Raw genomic sequence first — 15,527 nt, 5'->3', positions numbered from 1 at the left:
CAACGTCCTTATTTATATTCGAGATAAAAAGTTCCGTTGTCATTTAACTTTCACCTACCGGAAACCTGCCTGAAATACCCCCCCGCCAAGATTCCCCACCAACACCGCGAGCCAGAGGCCCGCGTGTTTCCGACGCTAAAGACCAATAGGGGAATCTTTAATGATCCGTAAGCACTTTGCCGGTTTCGCAGCCAGCGCCCTGGCCCTGGCCGTTTCCGCCCAGGCTTTCGCCGGTACCGTCACCACCGACGGTGCCGACATCGTAGTCAAGACCAAGGGTGGCCTCGAAGTCGCAACCACCGACAAGGCTTTCGCATTCAAGATCGGCGGTCGTGTCCAGGCCGACTACAGCACGTTCGACGGTCTCTACACCGTCAATGGCGACAATGCCGATGCGGCCTACTTCCGTCGCGCCTTCCTGGAAGTCGGCGGCACGATGTTCACCGACTGGAAATACCAGATCAACTACGACCTGTCCCACAACTCCGGCGGCAGCGACAAGGCTAGCGACGGTTACTTCGACGAAGCGTCCCTGGCCTACACCGGTTTCGGTCCGCTGGTCATCAAGGTCGGTCGCTTCGACCCTGATTTCGGTCTGGAGAAAGCCACCAGCTCCAAGTGGGTAACGGCTCCCGAGCGCAACATCGGCTACGACCTGATGGAGTGGGTCAACAGCCACGATGGCGGCCTGGGTGTGCAACTCTCCGGTAGCGTCGCCGATTCCGTTTACGGTTCCGCTGGCATCACGGCCAAGGACGCAAACGACTCCGACGGCGACAGCACCAAGCAGTTCAACGCCCGCGTAGTCTTCGCTCCGCTGCATGCGGATGGCAACGTACTGCACTTCGGTGCCAACTTCGCGCGTCGCGATGCCGATGTTGCGAGCTACGAGTCGCGTTTCCGTACCCGTATGGGCATGCGTGGCGTTTCGACCGACGGCGGTAACAGTGCCGGCGACAACGGCAACCGCGTGAGCGTTGGCAGCAACTTCACCGCTGAGAATGCCTGGGACAACGACACGGCCTGGGGCCTGGAAGCAGCCTGGGCGATGGGGCCGTTCTCCCTGCAAGGCGAGTACATGACCCGTAAGCTGAAAGCTGACACCGCCATCGCCGACCGTGAGGCCAAAGGTGGTTATCTGCAGGCGGCCTACACCATCACGGGCGAGCCGCGCATCTACAAGCTGGGCAAGTTCGATGCGATCAAGCCTGCCAACAAGCAGATCGGCGCCTGGGAAGTCTTCTACCGCTACGATGACTTCACTGTGGAAGACGACAACGTCACCGTCGCGACTGCGACTCGTGCTGTCGGCGACGTCGATCTGAAGACCCATAACCTGGGTGTCAACTGGTACGCCAACGAAGCCGTTCGCATCAGCGCCACCTACGTCAAGGCCAAAGCTGACGGCGTGATCAACTCGGCAGCCGCAGGCGACGACAGCGGCGACGGCTTCGTCGTTCGCGCCCAATACGCGTTCTAAGCGTTACATCCGCAAGAACTTCAACGATGCTCCTTTTTGGCCCCGCCTAGTGCGGGGCTTCTTTTTAGGCTTTCTTTTCGCTCAGCGATCTGTGTCGGTGCCTTGCTGCCTGGCGATCGTCAAGAACGACGCGAGGATGGACGAGGCGTCATCCTGGCGATAGATACAGCTCAAATCGATCCGGCCATTACCCGGAACCTCGCTCAGCGGTCGATAAAGCACGCCAGGCAGGCTCAACACGGTGGCTGATTCGGGGACCAGGCAGATGCCGAAATTGCTCGCCACCAGGGCAATGCCGGTGACCGTGTCGCCGACTTCCTGGACCACTTCGGGGGTGAAGCCGGCCTGTTGGCACATGCCCATGACCTTGTCGACGAAGCTGGGGCGCGGGCCGCTGGGGAAGAGGATGAGCGGATGCCCGGCGAGATCGGGGAAGGCGATGACGTCCTGGCCGGCCAGCGGGTTGCTCTCGTGTACGGCGACCAGCAGGCGTTCGCTGGCGATGCGCTCGCAGACGATATCGGTGTTCGGGCTGATCATGCGGTTGAAGCCCAGATCGATGCGATGCTGCCTCAGTGCTTCGATCTGCTGCTCTTTGTTGAGGTTGTGCAATACCACCTTGACGTCGGGATAGGCATTGCGAAAAGCCAGCAACAGGCGAGGAATGGTGTAGAGGATCGCCGAGCCGAAGATGCCGATGTCCAGGCGTCCGAGCAGCCCCTGGCCGGCGCGTTGAGTGCGCTCGGTCGCTTGCTCGACCAGGGCGCGGATATTGCGTGCGTCGTCGAGGAGCAGTTGGCCTGGCGGGGTCAGTTCCATGCCCTTTGGCGTACGGGTGAACAGTTGCACCCCCAGGTCTTCTTCCAGTTGCTGAATCTGCCGGGTCAACGGTGGCTGGGAGATATGCAGGCGAGCGGCCGCACGGCCGATATTGCGCTCTTCGGCGACGGCGATGAAGTAGCGCAGGTGGCGCAGGTCCATAGGTTCTCTCTCCTCTCCCCGATACCGAGAAGGTAATGCTCGTTTGCTCGCAGGCTAGCCGAGGGTATCCGTACGTGGCAATTACCCATCATAAAGGCTGTATTCGATACCGAATGGGTATCGAGTGGCTGGCTTTATGGTATTGGACGGTAATCCTCGTGGCCCATACCGTTACAGCCAGTTCTCTTCTCGTCAGGCCGCAAGGCGGACGGGAACGAAATTCACAAAAACAAAAAAGATTTCGAGGAGAAGGGCATGTGCAAGAACACCTGTGCGCCTGCGGCAGTGGGGGCGCTTCCGTTATCGGCCGTTGCTATGGCTGTAGGCCTGTCATTGAGTGGTGTGACGGCGGCGATGCCGATCGACACCGGCAACCCGGATCTCAGCCTGTCCTGGGACAACACCGTCAAGTACAGCGCGGCCTGGCGCCTGAGTGGCGCGGCCAGCGATGTCGCCGACGAGTCCTCCGGCGTGCAGGCCAACACCAATGACGGCGACCTGAATTTCGACAAGGGGCTGATCTCCAACCGCCTCGACCTGCTTTCCGAACTGGACCTGCGCTATCAGCGCCGCTACGGCCTGCGCCTGAGCGGGGCGGCCTGGTACGACGACGTCTACAACAAGTCCAATGACAACCCGGGCGCTCTCGGCGGCGCACTGATCAACTCGACCTCGGTGCGCTACGACGAGTTCACCCGCGATACCGAGAAGCTCCACGGGCGCAAGGCCGAGTTGCTGGATGCGTTCGTCTATGGCGGTTTCGACGTTTCGGACATGAGCCTCAACCTCAAGGCCGGACGCTTTACCCAGCTTTATGGCGAGAGCCTGTTCTTTGGCAGCAACGGCATCGCCGCGGCGCAAACCTCTCTCGACCTGATCAAGGCGCTCTCGGTGCCCAACTCGCAGTTCAAGGAGATCCTGCGTCCGGTCGGGCAGGTTTCCGCGCAGTTGCAGATCAACCCAGACGTCTCGATTGGCGCCTATTACCAGCTCGAATGGCGCAAGAGCCGCCTGCCCGCCGCAGGCAGCTATTTCAGCTTCGCCGACTTCATCGATGACGGTGGCGAGAGCCTGATCCTCGGACCGGGCGCGGTGGTCTATCGCGACAACGACATCGAGGCGCGTGATTCCGGGCAGGGGGGCGTGCAGGTCAAGTTCACCCTGGGCGATACCGAGTACGGTATTTACGCCGCGCAGTACCACGACAAGATGCCGCAATTCTACGTGTACCCGGATACCGGTCGTTACGAGCAGGTCTATGGCGAGAACATCCGCACCCTGGGCGCGAGTTTCAGCACCCTGCTTGGCGAGACCAACGTGGCCGGCGAAGTCTCGGTGCGTGACAACATGCCCTTGGTCGCATCCGGCAATACGGTGCTGCTCTCGGGGCTGGCCGGCGCCGACAACGACAAGCATGCCGCCTATCCCGTAGGGCGCACCTTGCACCTGAATCTCTCGGCGATCAGCGTGTTCGCCGCCAGCCCGGTGTATGACGGTGCCTCCCTGGTTGCCGAGTTCGCCTTCAACCGGCGTCTCAGCGTGACGGACAACCGCGATCAGCTCGACCCGTTGGCGACCCGCGATGCCAGCGCGCTGCAATTCATCTTCACCCCGGAATACTTCCAGGTCATGCCCGGTCTCGACCTGCAGGTGCCCATCGGCGCGAGCTATGGCATCAGTGGCCGATCTTCGGTCAATGGCGCGCTGTTCCCCGCCGAGCACGGCGGCAACATCAGTCTCGGTCTCAAGGGCGAGTACCAGAAGGCCTGGCAACTGGGCCTCAACTACACGCACTACTACGGCCCCGCCGGCTCAGTGATCAAGTACGACACCACAGTGCCGGAGCTTTCCTACGACAACTTCCATGGCGATCGCGATTTCATCTCGCTGTCGGTCCAGCGCACTTTCTGACTGCCGTTAGAGGACATGATCATGCACAACAAGAATATGCTCCGGGTTGCCATGGCTGCCCTGATGTTGAGTGCGCCGCTGGTTCAGGCGGCCGTCGAGGCGGGCAAGGCCGCTGAGCTGGGCAAGAGTCTGATGCCGCTGGGCGGCGAGATGGCCGGCAATGCCGACGGCGGCATTCCGCGATGGACAGGCGCCACCGGAGTCGAAGTATCGGGCGGCACGGTGGGCGATATCCCGGCCAAGGTATTCGCCAGCGAAAAGCCTTTGTTCGAGATCACCGCGCAGAATGTCGGGCAGTATGCCAATCGCCTGTCCGAGGGTGCCCAGGCCCTGCTGAAGAAATACCCGGACAGCTTCCGCATGCGCGTCTACCCGACCCATCGCAGCGCCGCCGCGCCGCAGTACGTGTATGACAACACCGTGCGCAATGCCACCCACTGCAAGCTGGAGGACGGCGGCAAGTCGCTGTCCGGCTGCTATGGCGGGATTCCTTTCCCGCTCCCGCAGAACGGCACCGAGGCAATCTGGAATCACTTGCTACGGGTCGAGAACGAAGCGACCGAGATCAGCAACTTCAAGAACATCATCCTCACCGCCGACGGCACGCGGACCCTGGCGACCATGAACGACCAGGCCAACCAGTATCCCTACTACTACAAGGACGGTTCTGCTGAGAAGTGGAGCGGCGAATACTTCCTGCAGCGTTTCAGCACCATCGCCCCACCGTTCAAGGCCGGCGAGTCGCTGGTGTTTCGCGACAGCATCGAACTGAGCAAGGCGCGTCAGGCCTGGCAGTACCTGGTTGGCCAGCGTCGGGTGCGCCGCGCGCCAACCGTGGCCTACGACACCCCGGATTTCGTCGCCTCGGGGGCCAACTACTTCGATGAGGTGATGGGCCTGATGGGGCATGTCGACCGCTTCGACTGGAAATTGCTCGGCAAGCGTGAGCTGTACGTGCCGTACAACAACAACGAGCTGGTCACAGCGTCGCTGGACGAGGCCTACGCCAGGCACCACCTCAACCCCGACAAGCTGCGCTGGGAGCTGCACCGGGTCTGGGAAGTCGAGGCCACGGTGGCGAATGGCAAGCGCCATGCCGTGGCCAAGCGCCGCTACTACCTGGACGAGGACTCCTGGCTGGTGCTGCTGATGGATGGCTATGACCGCGAAGGCACGCTGTGGCGCACCACCATGGTCACGCCGTTCCTGTTGCCCCAGGTGCCGATGCTCGGTCTCAAGCCGGCCCATGTGTTCAACCTGCAGGCCGACACCATGAGCAGTTCGCAATCGCTCAACGAGGCGACCTATCGCGTGGTGCCGCGCAAGCCGGAAACCTACTTCACCGGCGATGCAGTGGCTGCCGAAGGCGTGCGCTGAAGCGCGTGGCCTGACTGGATGCCGCGCCTGCCTGGCGCGGCACGGGGGAGATAAAGCATGACTGCCTTTGTTCTGCGTGCGGCGCTGGTTGCCGCTGTGTTGCTACCCGGTATGGCGAGGTTCGCTCATGCCGAGGTGGTGCCCGATCTGCTCGAACTGCCAGCCCAGGCCGACGTTCGCGCCAGCGGCAGCCAGATGTTCGGGCTGGCCCGGGCGGGGGAGCGCCTGGTGGCCGTGGGCGAGCGTGGCCTGGTGCTGCTGTCCGATGACGATGGGCGCAATTGGCGCCAGGCGCACCAGGTGCCGGTCAGTGTCGCGTTGACTGACGTGACCTTCGCCAATGCGAGCGACGGCTGGGCGGTGGGGCACAGCGGGGTGATCCTGCACAGCGCCGATGGCGGCGAGCGCTGGACCTTGCAGATGGACGGTCGGCAGGCCGCGCAACGTATGCTGGAGCTGGCGCGTGAACGCCAGGTGGCCGGCGAGGTGCGCGCCGCCGAGTACCTGGTGCAGGACGGCCCGGACAAGCCCTTTCTCAGCGTGGCCTTCGCCGATAGCCGGCGCGGCTATGTCGTGGGCGCCTATGGCCTGGCGATGATGACCACCGATGCAGGCCAGACCTGGCGCTCACTGCTGGGTGGGATTCCCAATCCCAGTGGCAAGCATCTCTACCAGGTGCGTGTGAATGGCCAGCGCCTGCTGATTGCCGGCGAGCAGGGCGCGTTGTTTCGCTCCCTGGATGGCGGCGCCAGTTTCACGGCGCTCGATTCGCCCTACGAGGGGACGTTCTTCGGCGCCCTCGACCTGGACCATGGTGTGCTGCTCGCCTATGGCTTGCGGGGCAATGCCTGGCGTAGCGAGGACGAAGGGCGTACCTGGATGCCGCTCAAGATCGGACCGCAAGCCAGTCTTGGCGTGGCGCAACGCCTGGCCGATGGCTCGTTGCTGCTTGGCAACGAAGGCGGTCGCCTGCTGCTGGGACGGGCCAGCGGGAAGGCATTCGTCGAACTGCCGCAGGCGGGCGAGGGGGCGCTGACCGGCATCGCCGAGAACCCCGATGGCAGCCTGGTACTGGCAGGCACTCAAGGTTTGCAACGCCTCGACAATGTGCGCAATGGAGGTCATCCATGAGTCATGTCCACTCACATGGCAGCGAGCAGGTCATCGCCCGCCTGGAGGATTTCGACCGCCAGTCCGGCACCTTGGCCGAGCGGCTGCTGTTCAATCATCGCTTGCCGATCGTCCTGGCTTGCCTGCTGGTCAGCCTGTTGCTGGGGTACCAGGCGCTCGGCCTGAAACTCAATGCCGCCTACGAGAAGATGATTCCCGGCAGTCATCCCTACATCGTCAATTACCTGGAAAACCGCAAGCAGATGGCCGGGATGGGCAATGCCTTGCGTATCGCGGTTGAGGCGCGGCAGGGCAGCGTCTTCGATGCGCAGTACCTGGAGACGCTGCGCAACCTGAGCGACGAGTTGTTTCTGCTGCCGGGGGTGGACCGCCCGTACATGAAGTCATTGTGGGCACCGGCGGTGCGCTGGACTGGTGTGACCGAGGAGGGGCTCGACGGTGGCCCGGTGATCCCGGACGACTACGACGGTTCGCGCGACAGCCTGCAGCAGGTGCGTCTGAACGTCGAACGCTCCGGCGAGATAGGCCAACTGGTAGCGGCCAACTTCAAGTCCAGCATCATCCTCGTACCGCTCCAGGAACGTGGCACGCGTATCGACTATCACGGCCTGTCGCAGAGCCTGGAAGCATTGCGCGACAAATACCAGTCCGAGCACATCGCCATCCATATCACCGGCTTCGCCAAGGTGGTCGGCGACCTCATCGACGGCCTGCGCCAGGTGTTGCTGTTCTTCGCCGCGGCCATCGTCATCTGCACCCTGGTGCTCTATTGGTACACCCGCTGCCTGCGCAGCACCCTGCTGGTCGTGCTGTGTTCGCTGATCGCGGTGGTGTGGCTGCTTGGCCTGTTACCGAGCCTGGGCTATGAGCTCGATCCCTACTCGGTGCTGGTGCCGTTCCTGGTGTTCGCCATTGGCATGAGCCATGGCGCGCAGAAGATGAACGGCATCATGCAGGACATCGGCCGTGGCACCCACCGCCTGGTGGCGGCACGCTACACCTTCCGCCGCCTGTTCCTCGCCGGTCTCACTGCGCTGCTCGCCGATGCCGTGGGCTTCGCCGTGCTGATGGTGATCGACATCCAGGTCATCCAGGACCTGGCCGTGACTGCCAGCATCGGCGTGGCGGTGCTGATCTTCACCAACCTGGTGCTGCTGCCGATCCTGCTCTCCTATACCGGCGTCAGCCCGCAGGCCGCGCAGCGCAGCCTCAAGGCCGAGCGCGACGAGCAGGACAAGCATCCGCTCTGGGCCTTTCTCGACCTGTTCACCCGGCGCCGCTGGGCCAGCCTGGCGGTGCTCGTCGGCGTGGCGCTGGGCGCACTGGGCCTGGTCGTGAGTTTTCAATTGAAGATCGGCGATACCGACCCCGGCGCTCCCGAGTTGCGCGCGGACTCGCGCTACAACCTCGACAACGCTTTCATGGTGGGCAACTACGCGGCCAGCAGCGACCTGTTCATCGTCATGGTGAAGACCCCGCAGTACGCCTGTGCGCATTACTCGACCCTGATGGCGGTGGATGCGCTGGAGCGCGAGCTGCGCCAGTTGCCCGGCGTGGAAACGACCAGTTCGCTGGCGGGGCTTGCCAAGCAAGCCAGCGTCGGCATGAGCGAGGGCAATCCCAAGTGGTATGAAGTGCCGCGCTCGCAGGAAATGCTCAATGCGATCATCACCCGCGCACCGCGTGAGATGTTCAACCAGAACTGCGACCTGCTGACACTCTACGCCTACCTCAAGGACCACAAGGCCGATACCCTGAGCAGCGTGGTGGCGGTGGTGGAGCGCTTTGCCACCCGGCATGGCAGTGACGACATCCGTTTCCTCAACGCTGCCGGCAATGCCGGGATCGAGGCGGCGACCAACATCGTGGTGAAGAAGGCCAACGTGCAGATGCTGTTGCTGGTCTATGCCGCCGTGACCCTGCTGGCCTTCATCACCTTCCGCTCCTGGCGCGCGGTGGTCTGTGCGGTGCTGCCGCTGATGATCACATCGGTGCTGTGCGAGGCGCTGATGGTCTGGCTGAACATCGGCGTCAAGGTCGCCACCCTGCCAGTGATCGCCCTGGGCGTGGGTATCGGAGTGGACTATGCGCTCTATGTGATGACCGTGACCCTGGCGCGGCTGCGTCAGGGCATGAGCCTGTCGCAGGCCTATTACCAGGCACTGATCTTCACCGGCAAGGTGGTCGTGCTTACCGGTGTGACCCTGGGCATCGCGGTGGCCACCTGGTTCTGGTCGCCGATCAAGTTCCAGGCGGACATGGGTATCCTGCTGGCCTTCATGTTCGTCTGGAACATGCTCGGGGCGCTGGTCCTGCTGCCGGCTCTGGCCTATTTCCTGCTGCCGCCGGCACGCCTGGCAGAGCAGCCCGGCAGCCAGACGGTGGCGCTGTCGAAGGCCGCCTGAGCATCTTTATTTGTATGTCATGCGCTTCCCTACGGATCGCCGGAGGGGTAGCGTATGGCCTGCGCCCACTGCGCATTCCTGACGAAAATAAAGACAACAGACCTCCACACCATGAGCGCTTTCCAACACTCATGCCTGGGCGGGACAGGAAAGGTAGCCATGCCTCACCAAGCCATCGCCGAACGTTTCAATCTCCGTTCACGTCTGCGCTTCAACATCGATACCGGCCAGATCTGGCTCGACGAGAGCCGCATGCTGTTGCTGCACGCCAAGGCCTTCGGTGCCATGCGCAAGGAAATGATCGACACCCTGGGGCCGCAACGCGCCAAGGGCCTGCTGTTTCGCATGGGCTTTGCCGCCGGGCAGCAGGACGCCGAACTGGCGCGTAAGCTGATCGGCGAAGGTGACAATTTCGACGTGTTCCAGGTCGGCCCCGAACTGCATGCCTTCGAGGGGCTGGTGCGTTCGGTGATGCGCGAGGCGCAGATCGACTGGGAGGAGGGCAGCTTTTTCGGCGAGGTCGAGTGTCACAACAGTTGGGAAGCCGAGAGTCACCGGCACCATTTCGGCATCGCCGAAGAGCCGGCCTGCTGGGCCCTTACCGGCTATGCCTCGGGCTACACCACCGGGTTTTTCAAGCGCCTGATCATCTTTCGCGAAACCCGTTGCACCTGCCAGGGCGATGGCCATTGCCACCTGGTCGGCAAGACTGCCGAGGCCTGGGGCGACGATGCCCACCTGGAATACCTGCAGCCCCAGGACGACACGCCGCTCAAGGCCCTGCGCGAGGAGTTGCAGCAATTGCGTGGCAACCAGCCGCTGCGCCCGACTGGCCGCTTGATAGGTTGTTCGCCGGCGTTTCTGCGTACCTTCGACCTGCTCAGCCGCGCGGCTGGCAGCACCATCACCGTATTGCTGCAAGGCGAGACCGGGGTGGGCAAGGAAGCGTTCGCCCAGTGGCTGCACGAGAACAGCGAACGGGCCGACAAGCCCTTCATCGCAGTCAATTGCGCGGCGATTCCCAATGATCTGATCGAATCCGAGCTGTTCGGCGTGCAGAAGGGCGCGTTCACCGGCGCGGCGCAGTCACGGCCCGGCCGTTTCGAACGGGCCGACGGCGGCACCCTGTTTCTCGACGAGTTGGGCGAGTTGTCGCCTGCCGCCCAGGTGAAGCTGCTGCGGGTGTTGCAGACCGGTGAGATCGAGCGCCTGGGTGACGATCATGCGCGCAAGGTCAATGTGCGCCTGGTCGCTGCGACCAACGTCAATCTCCAGCAGGCCATCGCCGACGGCTATTTTCGTGCCGACCTGTATTACCGCCTGGCAACCTATCCGGTGCAGATCCCGCCGCTGCGCGAGCGCAGGCCGGACATCCCGGTGCTGGTCGATTCCCTGCTGGCGAAATATGCGCCGGTCTACCAGAAAAGCCTGCCGGAACTCAGCGAGCGGGCCCAGCAGGCGCTGCAGGACTATCACTGGCCGGGTAACGTGCGCGAGCTGGAAAACATCATCGAGCGTGCTGTTCTACTCGCTCAGCCCGGTACGCCGATTGGCGTTGAGCACTTGTTCCATGGCGAGCCACCGGTCGAATCCGGGGCACCGGTCAAGCCGGATGGTCGGGTCGCCAACCGTGATGACGCCCGTCATGAACAACTCTGCGAGAGCCTGCTGGGCGAGGGCTTCGACCTGCAGGCCCATGAGCATCGCCTGCTGGAACTGGCGGTGCGTCGTGCCCAGGGCAACCTGACCCATGCCGCGCGTCTGCTGGGGATCACCCGGCGGCAGTTGGCCTATCGCCTGAAACAGTTCGAAGAAAGCGCCTGCATCGATAACGCCTGAGCCGAATTCGCGGCCTGCGGGGATCGCCCCCAGCTATTCCCGACTGTAATTCCCCTCATCCCGTCCGCCTGGCTGCAAGAGCGCTTGCCGCTATCGGCCTGCCCGTCTTGGACCCGCCTTACGTTTTTGTAAGGCAAATGGCCCGAGTGGACAAAATGGTCGCAAGAGACCGGCCCGATTAGCCTGGTTTTTTATATTTTTCAAATTAAATCAATTACTTGATGGTTATGGCATGGCCTCTGCAATAGGTTTGGCGCACCGTGCGGCAACTTCACGTGTTGCCGCATCTGTCCACCACGCCTACAAAGGAGACAACAAATGGCGATGACAGGTGTTCTGCGGCCGGGGCACGCCCAGCTGCGTGTGCTGAACCTTGAAGAAGGGGTTCGCCATTATCGCGACATCATGGGCCTCAGCGAGATGGCGCGCGACGCTCAGGGGCGTGTGTACCTCAAGTGTCGCGACGAATTCGATCATCACAGCATCATCCTGCGCGAGGCCGATTCTGCCGGGCTCGACTTCATCGGCCTCAAGGTGCTCGACGAAGCCACTCTTGAGCAATTGGAGCGCGACCTGCAGGCCTATGGCGTACAGACCCGCCGGCTGCCGGCGGGCGAGATGCTGGAGACCGGAGCGCGGGTGCGCTTCCAGGTTCCATCGGGCCACCAGTTCGAGCTGTATGCGCACAAGACCCAGGTCGGTAACGGTTGCGGCACGCTCAATCCCACGCCCTGGGACCCGGCCACGACCCATGGCATGGCACCGTTGCGCTTCGATCATGCCCTTCTGTATGGGCCGAACATCGCCGAGGTACACAAGCTCTTTGTCGAGGTGCTCGGCTTCAACCTGGTGGAACGCGTGCTCAACCCCGAGGGCACGGCCAACCTGATCGTGTTCCTCAGTTGCTCGATCAAGTCCCACGACATCGCCTTCGCCGAATACCCGGAGCCGGGCAAGCTGCACCACTGTTCGTTTCTCATGGAAAGCTGGGAGGACGTGCTGCGTGCGGGTGACATCATGTCCATGCACAAAGTCCCGGTGGACATCGGCCCGACCCGCCATGGCGTCACGCGTGGGCGCACCATCTATGCCTGGGACCCGTCTGGCAATCGCTTCGAGACCTTCAAGGAAGACCGCCAGCCGTATCCCGACCAGGAGCCGCTGACCTGGAGCTTCGAAGCACTGGGTGAGGGCGGCGGGCTGGATTTCATCCAGCGCAAGCTGCATGAAACCTTCCTCACCGTACTGACCTGAGGACGTACCCATGGATCATGTCGACGCACCGCTGGAACTGATTCCGGCGCAACTCGACACGCGCCGCCGTTATGTGCGCGTGACCGGATCGCGAGTGGGGGACTTCGTCGAGTTCGACTTCGCCCTTGGCGAGCCGGAAATCTTCGTCGAGCTGATTCTCGCCCCCGAGGCGTTCGCCGACTTCTGCATCCAGCATCAGGTGGAAATACTGCCTGGGCGCGAAGACGACGCAGCCCCGATCGCGAGCGATTGGGACTGGCGCCTGACGGATGCCACGCAGACCCGTTTCAGACAGTGATTCGATGCGTCTGCGCGATACGGCAGGCGCCAGGAGAAAAGCATGCAGATCGATCTTCGCACGGTCAGTATCCAGCCGCAGCGCCAGGCATACGACCACCTCGTGCAGCGTTTCGGCGACAAGCCGGCCTCGCGTTACCAAGAGGGCAGCTATGACATCCAGGCCACCGAAAACCTGCACTACCGGCCGACCTGGGCCCCCGATAAGGCGCTTTACGATGCCTCGCTGACGCGCATCGTCATGGCCGACTGGTACGCGCTCAAGGACCCCCGGCAGTTTTACTACAGCACCTACACCCTGGCCCGCGCGCGGCAGCAGGACAGCATGGAGGCCAACTTCGATTTCGTCGAGTCGCGGGGCCTGATCGGCCAGCTCGACCCCCAGCACAGGCAACTGGCGCTCGACCTGTTGCTGCCGTTGCGTCACGCCGCCTGGGGGGCCAACCAGAACAACACGCTGGTCTGTGGCTACGGCTTCGGCGCGATCTTCACCCAGCCGTGCATGTACCACGCCATGGACAACCTGGGTATCGCCCAGTACCTGTCGCGCCTCGGCCTGCTGCTCGGCGGCGTCGAGGCGCTGGAGGCCGGCAAGTGCGCCTGGCAGTCGGCGCAGTTGTGGCAGCCGCTACGCCGCTACGTCGAGGACACCCTGGTCGTGCGTGACCCCTTCGAGTCGTTCGTGGCGCAGAACCTGGCGCTCGACGGCCTGCTCTATCCGCTGGTCTACGCGCGTGCGGTGGATGACGAGCTGGCCGGCCGCGGCGCGTCGGCGGTGGCCATGCTGACCTGCTTCATGAGCGACTGGGCGCAGGAAACCCACAAGTGGATCGACGCCGTGCTCAAGGTCGCCGCTGCCGAATCCGCGTCCAACGCCGCGCTGCTCGGCGAATGGTCGCGGCACTGGAGCGACAGGGCTGCCGCCGCGCTGCTGCCGGTGATCGAGCAGGTCTACGGAAGCAATGCCGATGAGGTGGTCGGCGAACAACTGGCAGTGCTGCATGCACGCCTGGACAAACTCGGCATTGGCCATTGAGGAGTTGCAGCATGTCGACCGTATTCATTGCCCTGCAGGCCAACGAAGACACCCGTGCGGTGGTCGAGGCCATCGCCCAGGACAACCCCCAGGCCGTGGTTCGGCGTGAGCCGGCGATGGTCAAGATCGATGCCCCCGGCCGCCTGCAGGTGCGCCGCAGCACCATCGAGGAACTGATCGGCCGCGACTACGACCTGCAGGAATTGCAGGTCAACCTGATCACCCTGTCCGGCAACGTCGACGAAGACGAGGACAGCCTGACCCTGACCTGGGCCAGTTGAGCGAGGATGTGACCATGGATATGAAGACCAATAAAAAGCTCGGCATGAAAGAGCGCTATCGCCTGCTGACCCGCGACCTGGCCTGGGAGCTGTCGTACCACCAGGCCGACGAGGTCTATCCCTACGTGCACTACGAGGGCATCACCATCACCGACTGGGACAAGTGGGAAGACCCGTTCCGCCTGACCATGGATGCCTACTGGAAATACCAGGCGGAAAAGGAACGCAAGTTCTACGCGATCATCGACGCCCATGCGCAGAACAATGGCCACCTGAAGATCACCGACGCGCGCTACCTGTCGGCGCTGAAGATCTTCCTGCAGGCCATCAGCCCCGGCGAGTACGCGGCGAGCAAGGGCTTCGCCCGGCTTGGCCGCGAGTTCCCCGGCGTCGGCACCCAGGTGGCGTGCCAGATGCAGGCCATCGACGAGATCCGCCATGCGCAGACGCAGATCCATGCGCTGTCCGACTACAACAAGTACTACAACGGCTTCCATGCCTTCGCCCTGCAGCGTGACCGCATCTGGTACACCTCGGTGGCGCGCTCGTTCTTCGACGACGCGATGGCGGCCGGGCCGTTCGAGTTCATGATCGCCATCGGCTTCTCCTTCGAGTACGTGCTGACCAACCTGCTGTTCGTACCGTTCATGTCCGGCGCCGCCTACAACGGCGACATGGCCACGGTCACCTTCGGCTTCTCGGCGCAGTCCGACGAGGCGCGGCACATGACCCTGGGCCTGGAGTGCATCAAGTTCATGCTCGAGCAATCGCCGGACAACCTGCTGATCGTCCAGGGCTGGATCGACAAGTGGTTCTGGCGCGGCTTCCGCGTGCTTGGCCTGGTCAGCACGATGATGGACTACATGCTGCCCAAGCGCGTGATGTCCTGGCGCGAGGCCTGGAACATCTACGGCCTGGAGAACGGTAGCGCGCTGTTCCGCGACCTCGCGCGCTACGGCATTCGTCCACCGACCGGCTGGGACGACGCCGAGAAAGCCATCGACCATATGTCGCACCAACTGATGCTCGGCCTCTACCAGTGGAGCTTCGGCACCGCCTTCCACAGCTGGATTCCGTCGGATGACGACATGCAGTGGCTGGCGCGCAAATACCCGGACACCTTCGAGCGTTACTACCGGCCGCGCTGGGAGCACATGCGCAAGATGGCCGAAGCGGGTACGCCGTTCCAGAACTTCGGCCTGGCCAAGCTGTGCCAGTGCTGCCAGTTGCCGACGGTGTTCACCGAGCCGGACGACCCGGGCCTGATCTGCCACCGCGAGAGCACCTACAAGGGCGAGAAGTATCACTTCTGCTCGGACCACTGCCAGCGCATCTTCCTCAACGAGCCGGAAAAGTACATCCAGGCCTGGCTGCCGATGCCGCAGTTGTTCCAGGAACCGAACCAGGGCGACCTGCAGGCCTGGATGGACTGGGTATTCCTGCGCGACGGCAAGGACAACGGCGATTACCAGGGCTCCGAAGACCAGCGCAATTTCGACGCCTGGCGTGGCATGGCCACGTCCAACGGCTGATCG

The 15,527-nt window shown here is 63.0% G+C and carries 12 protein-coding genes; 11 read left to right on the top strand and 1 reads right to left on the bottom strand.

The features are described 5' to 3' along the window. Positions 1–160 precede the first annotated feature (160 nt). Positions 161–1,480 (top strand): OprO/OprP family phosphate-selective porin, encoded by a 1,320-nt coding sequence (locus tag ACSZPK_RS18270; protein ID WP_437882947.1) that lies wholly within the window; start codon positions 161–163, stop codon positions 1,478–1,480. Positions 1,481–1,561: 81 nt separating this feature from the next. Here ACSZPK_RS18270 and ACSZPK_RS18265 read toward each other — a convergent pair whose 3' ends face one another. Continuing rightward, positions 1,562–2,461 (bottom strand): LysR substrate-binding domain-containing protein, encoded by a 900-nt coding sequence (locus ACSZPK_RS18265; RefSeq protein ID WP_437882946.1) that lies wholly within the window; start codon positions 2,459–2,461, stop codon positions 1,562–1,564. Between the two features lie 255 nt (positions 2,462–2,716). Here ACSZPK_RS18265 and ACSZPK_RS18260 point away from each other — a divergent pair, with 255 nt between their 5' ends. The 10 genes from ACSZPK_RS18260 (at position 2,717) to ACSZPK_RS18215 (ending at position 15,524) form a co-directional block, all read left to right on the top strand. Then, positions 2,717–4,372, top strand: coding sequence for a DUF1302 domain-containing protein (locus tag ACSZPK_RS18260; RefSeq protein ID WP_437882945.1), 1,656 nt, complete (start codon positions 2,717–2,719; stop codon positions 4,370–4,372). A gap of 21 nt (positions 4,373–4,393) precedes the next feature. Continuing rightward, positions 4,394–5,749, top strand: coding sequence for a DUF1329 domain-containing protein (locus ACSZPK_RS18255; RefSeq protein WP_437882944.1), 1,356 nt, complete (start codon positions 4,394–4,396; stop codon positions 5,747–5,749). A 57-nt stretch (positions 5,750–5,806) separates the two neighbouring features. Further along, a complete protein-coding gene (locus tag ACSZPK_RS18250; protein ID WP_437882943.1) occupies positions 5,807–6,880 on the top strand; it encodes a WD40/YVTN/BNR-like repeat-containing protein in 1,074 nt (357 codons plus the stop codon). Then, positions 6,877–9,285: an efflux RND transporter permease subunit gene (locus tag ACSZPK_RS18245; protein WP_437882942.1), complete on the top strand. Its 2,409-nt coding sequence runs from the start codon at positions 6,877–6,879 to the stop codon at positions 9,283–9,285. The genes ACSZPK_RS18250 and ACSZPK_RS18245 overlap by 4 nt, the downstream gene beginning before the upstream one ends. A gap of 159 nt (positions 9,286–9,444) precedes the next feature. Continuing rightward, a complete protein-coding gene (locus ACSZPK_RS18240) occupies positions 9,445–11,124 on the top strand; it encodes a sigma 54-interacting transcriptional regulator (RefSeq protein ID WP_437882941.1) in 1,680 nt (559 codons plus the stop codon). Between the two features lie 318 nt (positions 11,125–11,442). Beyond that, complete coding sequence (locus ACSZPK_RS18235; protein WP_437882940.1) at positions 11,443–12,378, top strand: catechol 2,3-dioxygenase; 936 nt, start codon at positions 11,443–11,445, stop codon at positions 12,376–12,378. 10 nt (positions 12,379–12,388) lie between these two features. Further along, on the top strand, positions 12,389–12,676 hold the full coding sequence (locus tag ACSZPK_RS18230; RefSeq protein WP_437882939.1) for a phenol hydroxylase subunit: 288 nt from the start codon (positions 12,389–12,391) through the stop codon (positions 12,674–12,676). A gap of 42 nt (positions 12,677–12,718) precedes the next feature. Beyond that, the gene (locus ACSZPK_RS18225; protein ID WP_437882938.1) at positions 12,719–13,711 is read left to right on the top strand and encodes a phenol hydroxylase; all 993 of its coding nucleotides are present in this window, start codon (positions 12,719–12,721) and stop codon (positions 13,709–13,711) included. 11 nt (positions 13,712–13,722) lie between these two features. Then, the gene (locus tag ACSZPK_RS18220) at positions 13,723–13,992 is read left to right on the top strand and encodes an MmoB/DmpM family protein (RefSeq protein WP_437882937.1); all 270 of its coding nucleotides are present in this window, start codon (positions 13,723–13,725) and stop codon (positions 13,990–13,992) included. 14 nt (positions 13,993–14,006) lie between these two features. Continuing rightward, entirely contained in the window at positions 14,007–15,524 is a 1,518-nt protein-coding gene (locus tag ACSZPK_RS18215; protein ID WP_437882936.1) for a YHS domain-containing protein, read from the top strand. Positions 15,525–15,527: the final 3 nt, after the last annotated feature.

The organism is Pseudomonas sp. LRF_L74 (assembly GCF_965644255.1).
GTDB lineage: Bacteria > Pseudomonadota > Gammaproteobacteria > Pseudomonadales > Pseudomonadaceae > Aquipseudomonas.
This window is presented reverse-complemented; position numbering and strand designations above follow the sequence as displayed.

What these genes read in the sequence shown, in the direction of transcription:
- ACSZPK_RS18235 (WP_437882940.1), top strand. Translation starts at nt 11,443, where the DNA reads ATGGCGATGACAGGTGTTCTGCGGCCGGGGCACGCCCAGCTGCGTGTG.
- ACSZPK_RS18255 (WP_437882944.1), top strand. Translation starts at nt 4,394, where the DNA reads ATGCACAACAAGAATATGCTCCGGGTTGCCATGGCTGCCCTGATGTTG.
- ACSZPK_RS18270 (WP_437882947.1), top strand. Translation starts at nt 161, where the DNA reads ATGATCCGTAAGCACTTTGCCGGTTTCGCAGCCAGCGCCCTGGCCCTG.
- ACSZPK_RS18240 (WP_437882941.1), top strand. Translation starts at nt 9,445, where the DNA reads ATGCCTCACCAAGCCATCGCCGAACGTTTCAATCTCCGTTCACGTCTG.
- ACSZPK_RS18260 (WP_437882945.1), top strand. Translation starts at nt 2,717, where the DNA reads ATGTGCAAGAACACCTGTGCGCCTGCGGCAGTGGGGGCGCTTCCGTTA.
- ACSZPK_RS18220 (WP_437882937.1), top strand. Translation starts at nt 13,723, where the DNA reads ATGTCGACCGTATTCATTGCCCTGCAGGCCAACGAAGACACCCGTGCG.
- ACSZPK_RS18245 (WP_437882942.1), top strand. Translation starts at nt 6,877, where the DNA reads ATGAGTCATGTCCACTCACATGGCAGCGAGCAGGTCATCGCCCGCCTG.
- ACSZPK_RS18225 (WP_437882938.1), top strand. Translation starts at nt 12,719, where the DNA reads ATGCAGATCGATCTTCGCACGGTCAGTATCCAGCCGCAGCGCCAGGCA.
- ACSZPK_RS18230 (WP_437882939.1), top strand. Translation starts at nt 12,389, where the DNA reads ATGGATCATGTCGACGCACCGCTGGAACTGATTCCGGCGCAACTCGAC.
- ACSZPK_RS18215 (WP_437882936.1), top strand. Translation starts at nt 14,007, where the DNA reads ATGGATATGAAGACCAATAAAAAGCTCGGCATGAAAGAGCGCTATCGC.
- ACSZPK_RS18265 (WP_437882946.1), bottom strand. Translation starts at nt 2,461, where the DNA reads ATGGACCTGCGCCACCTGCGCTACTTCATCGCCGTCGCCGAAGAGCGC.
- ACSZPK_RS18250 (WP_437882943.1), top strand. Translation starts at nt 5,807, where the DNA reads ATGACTGCCTTTGTTCTGCGTGCGGCGCTGGTTGCCGCTGTGTTGCTA.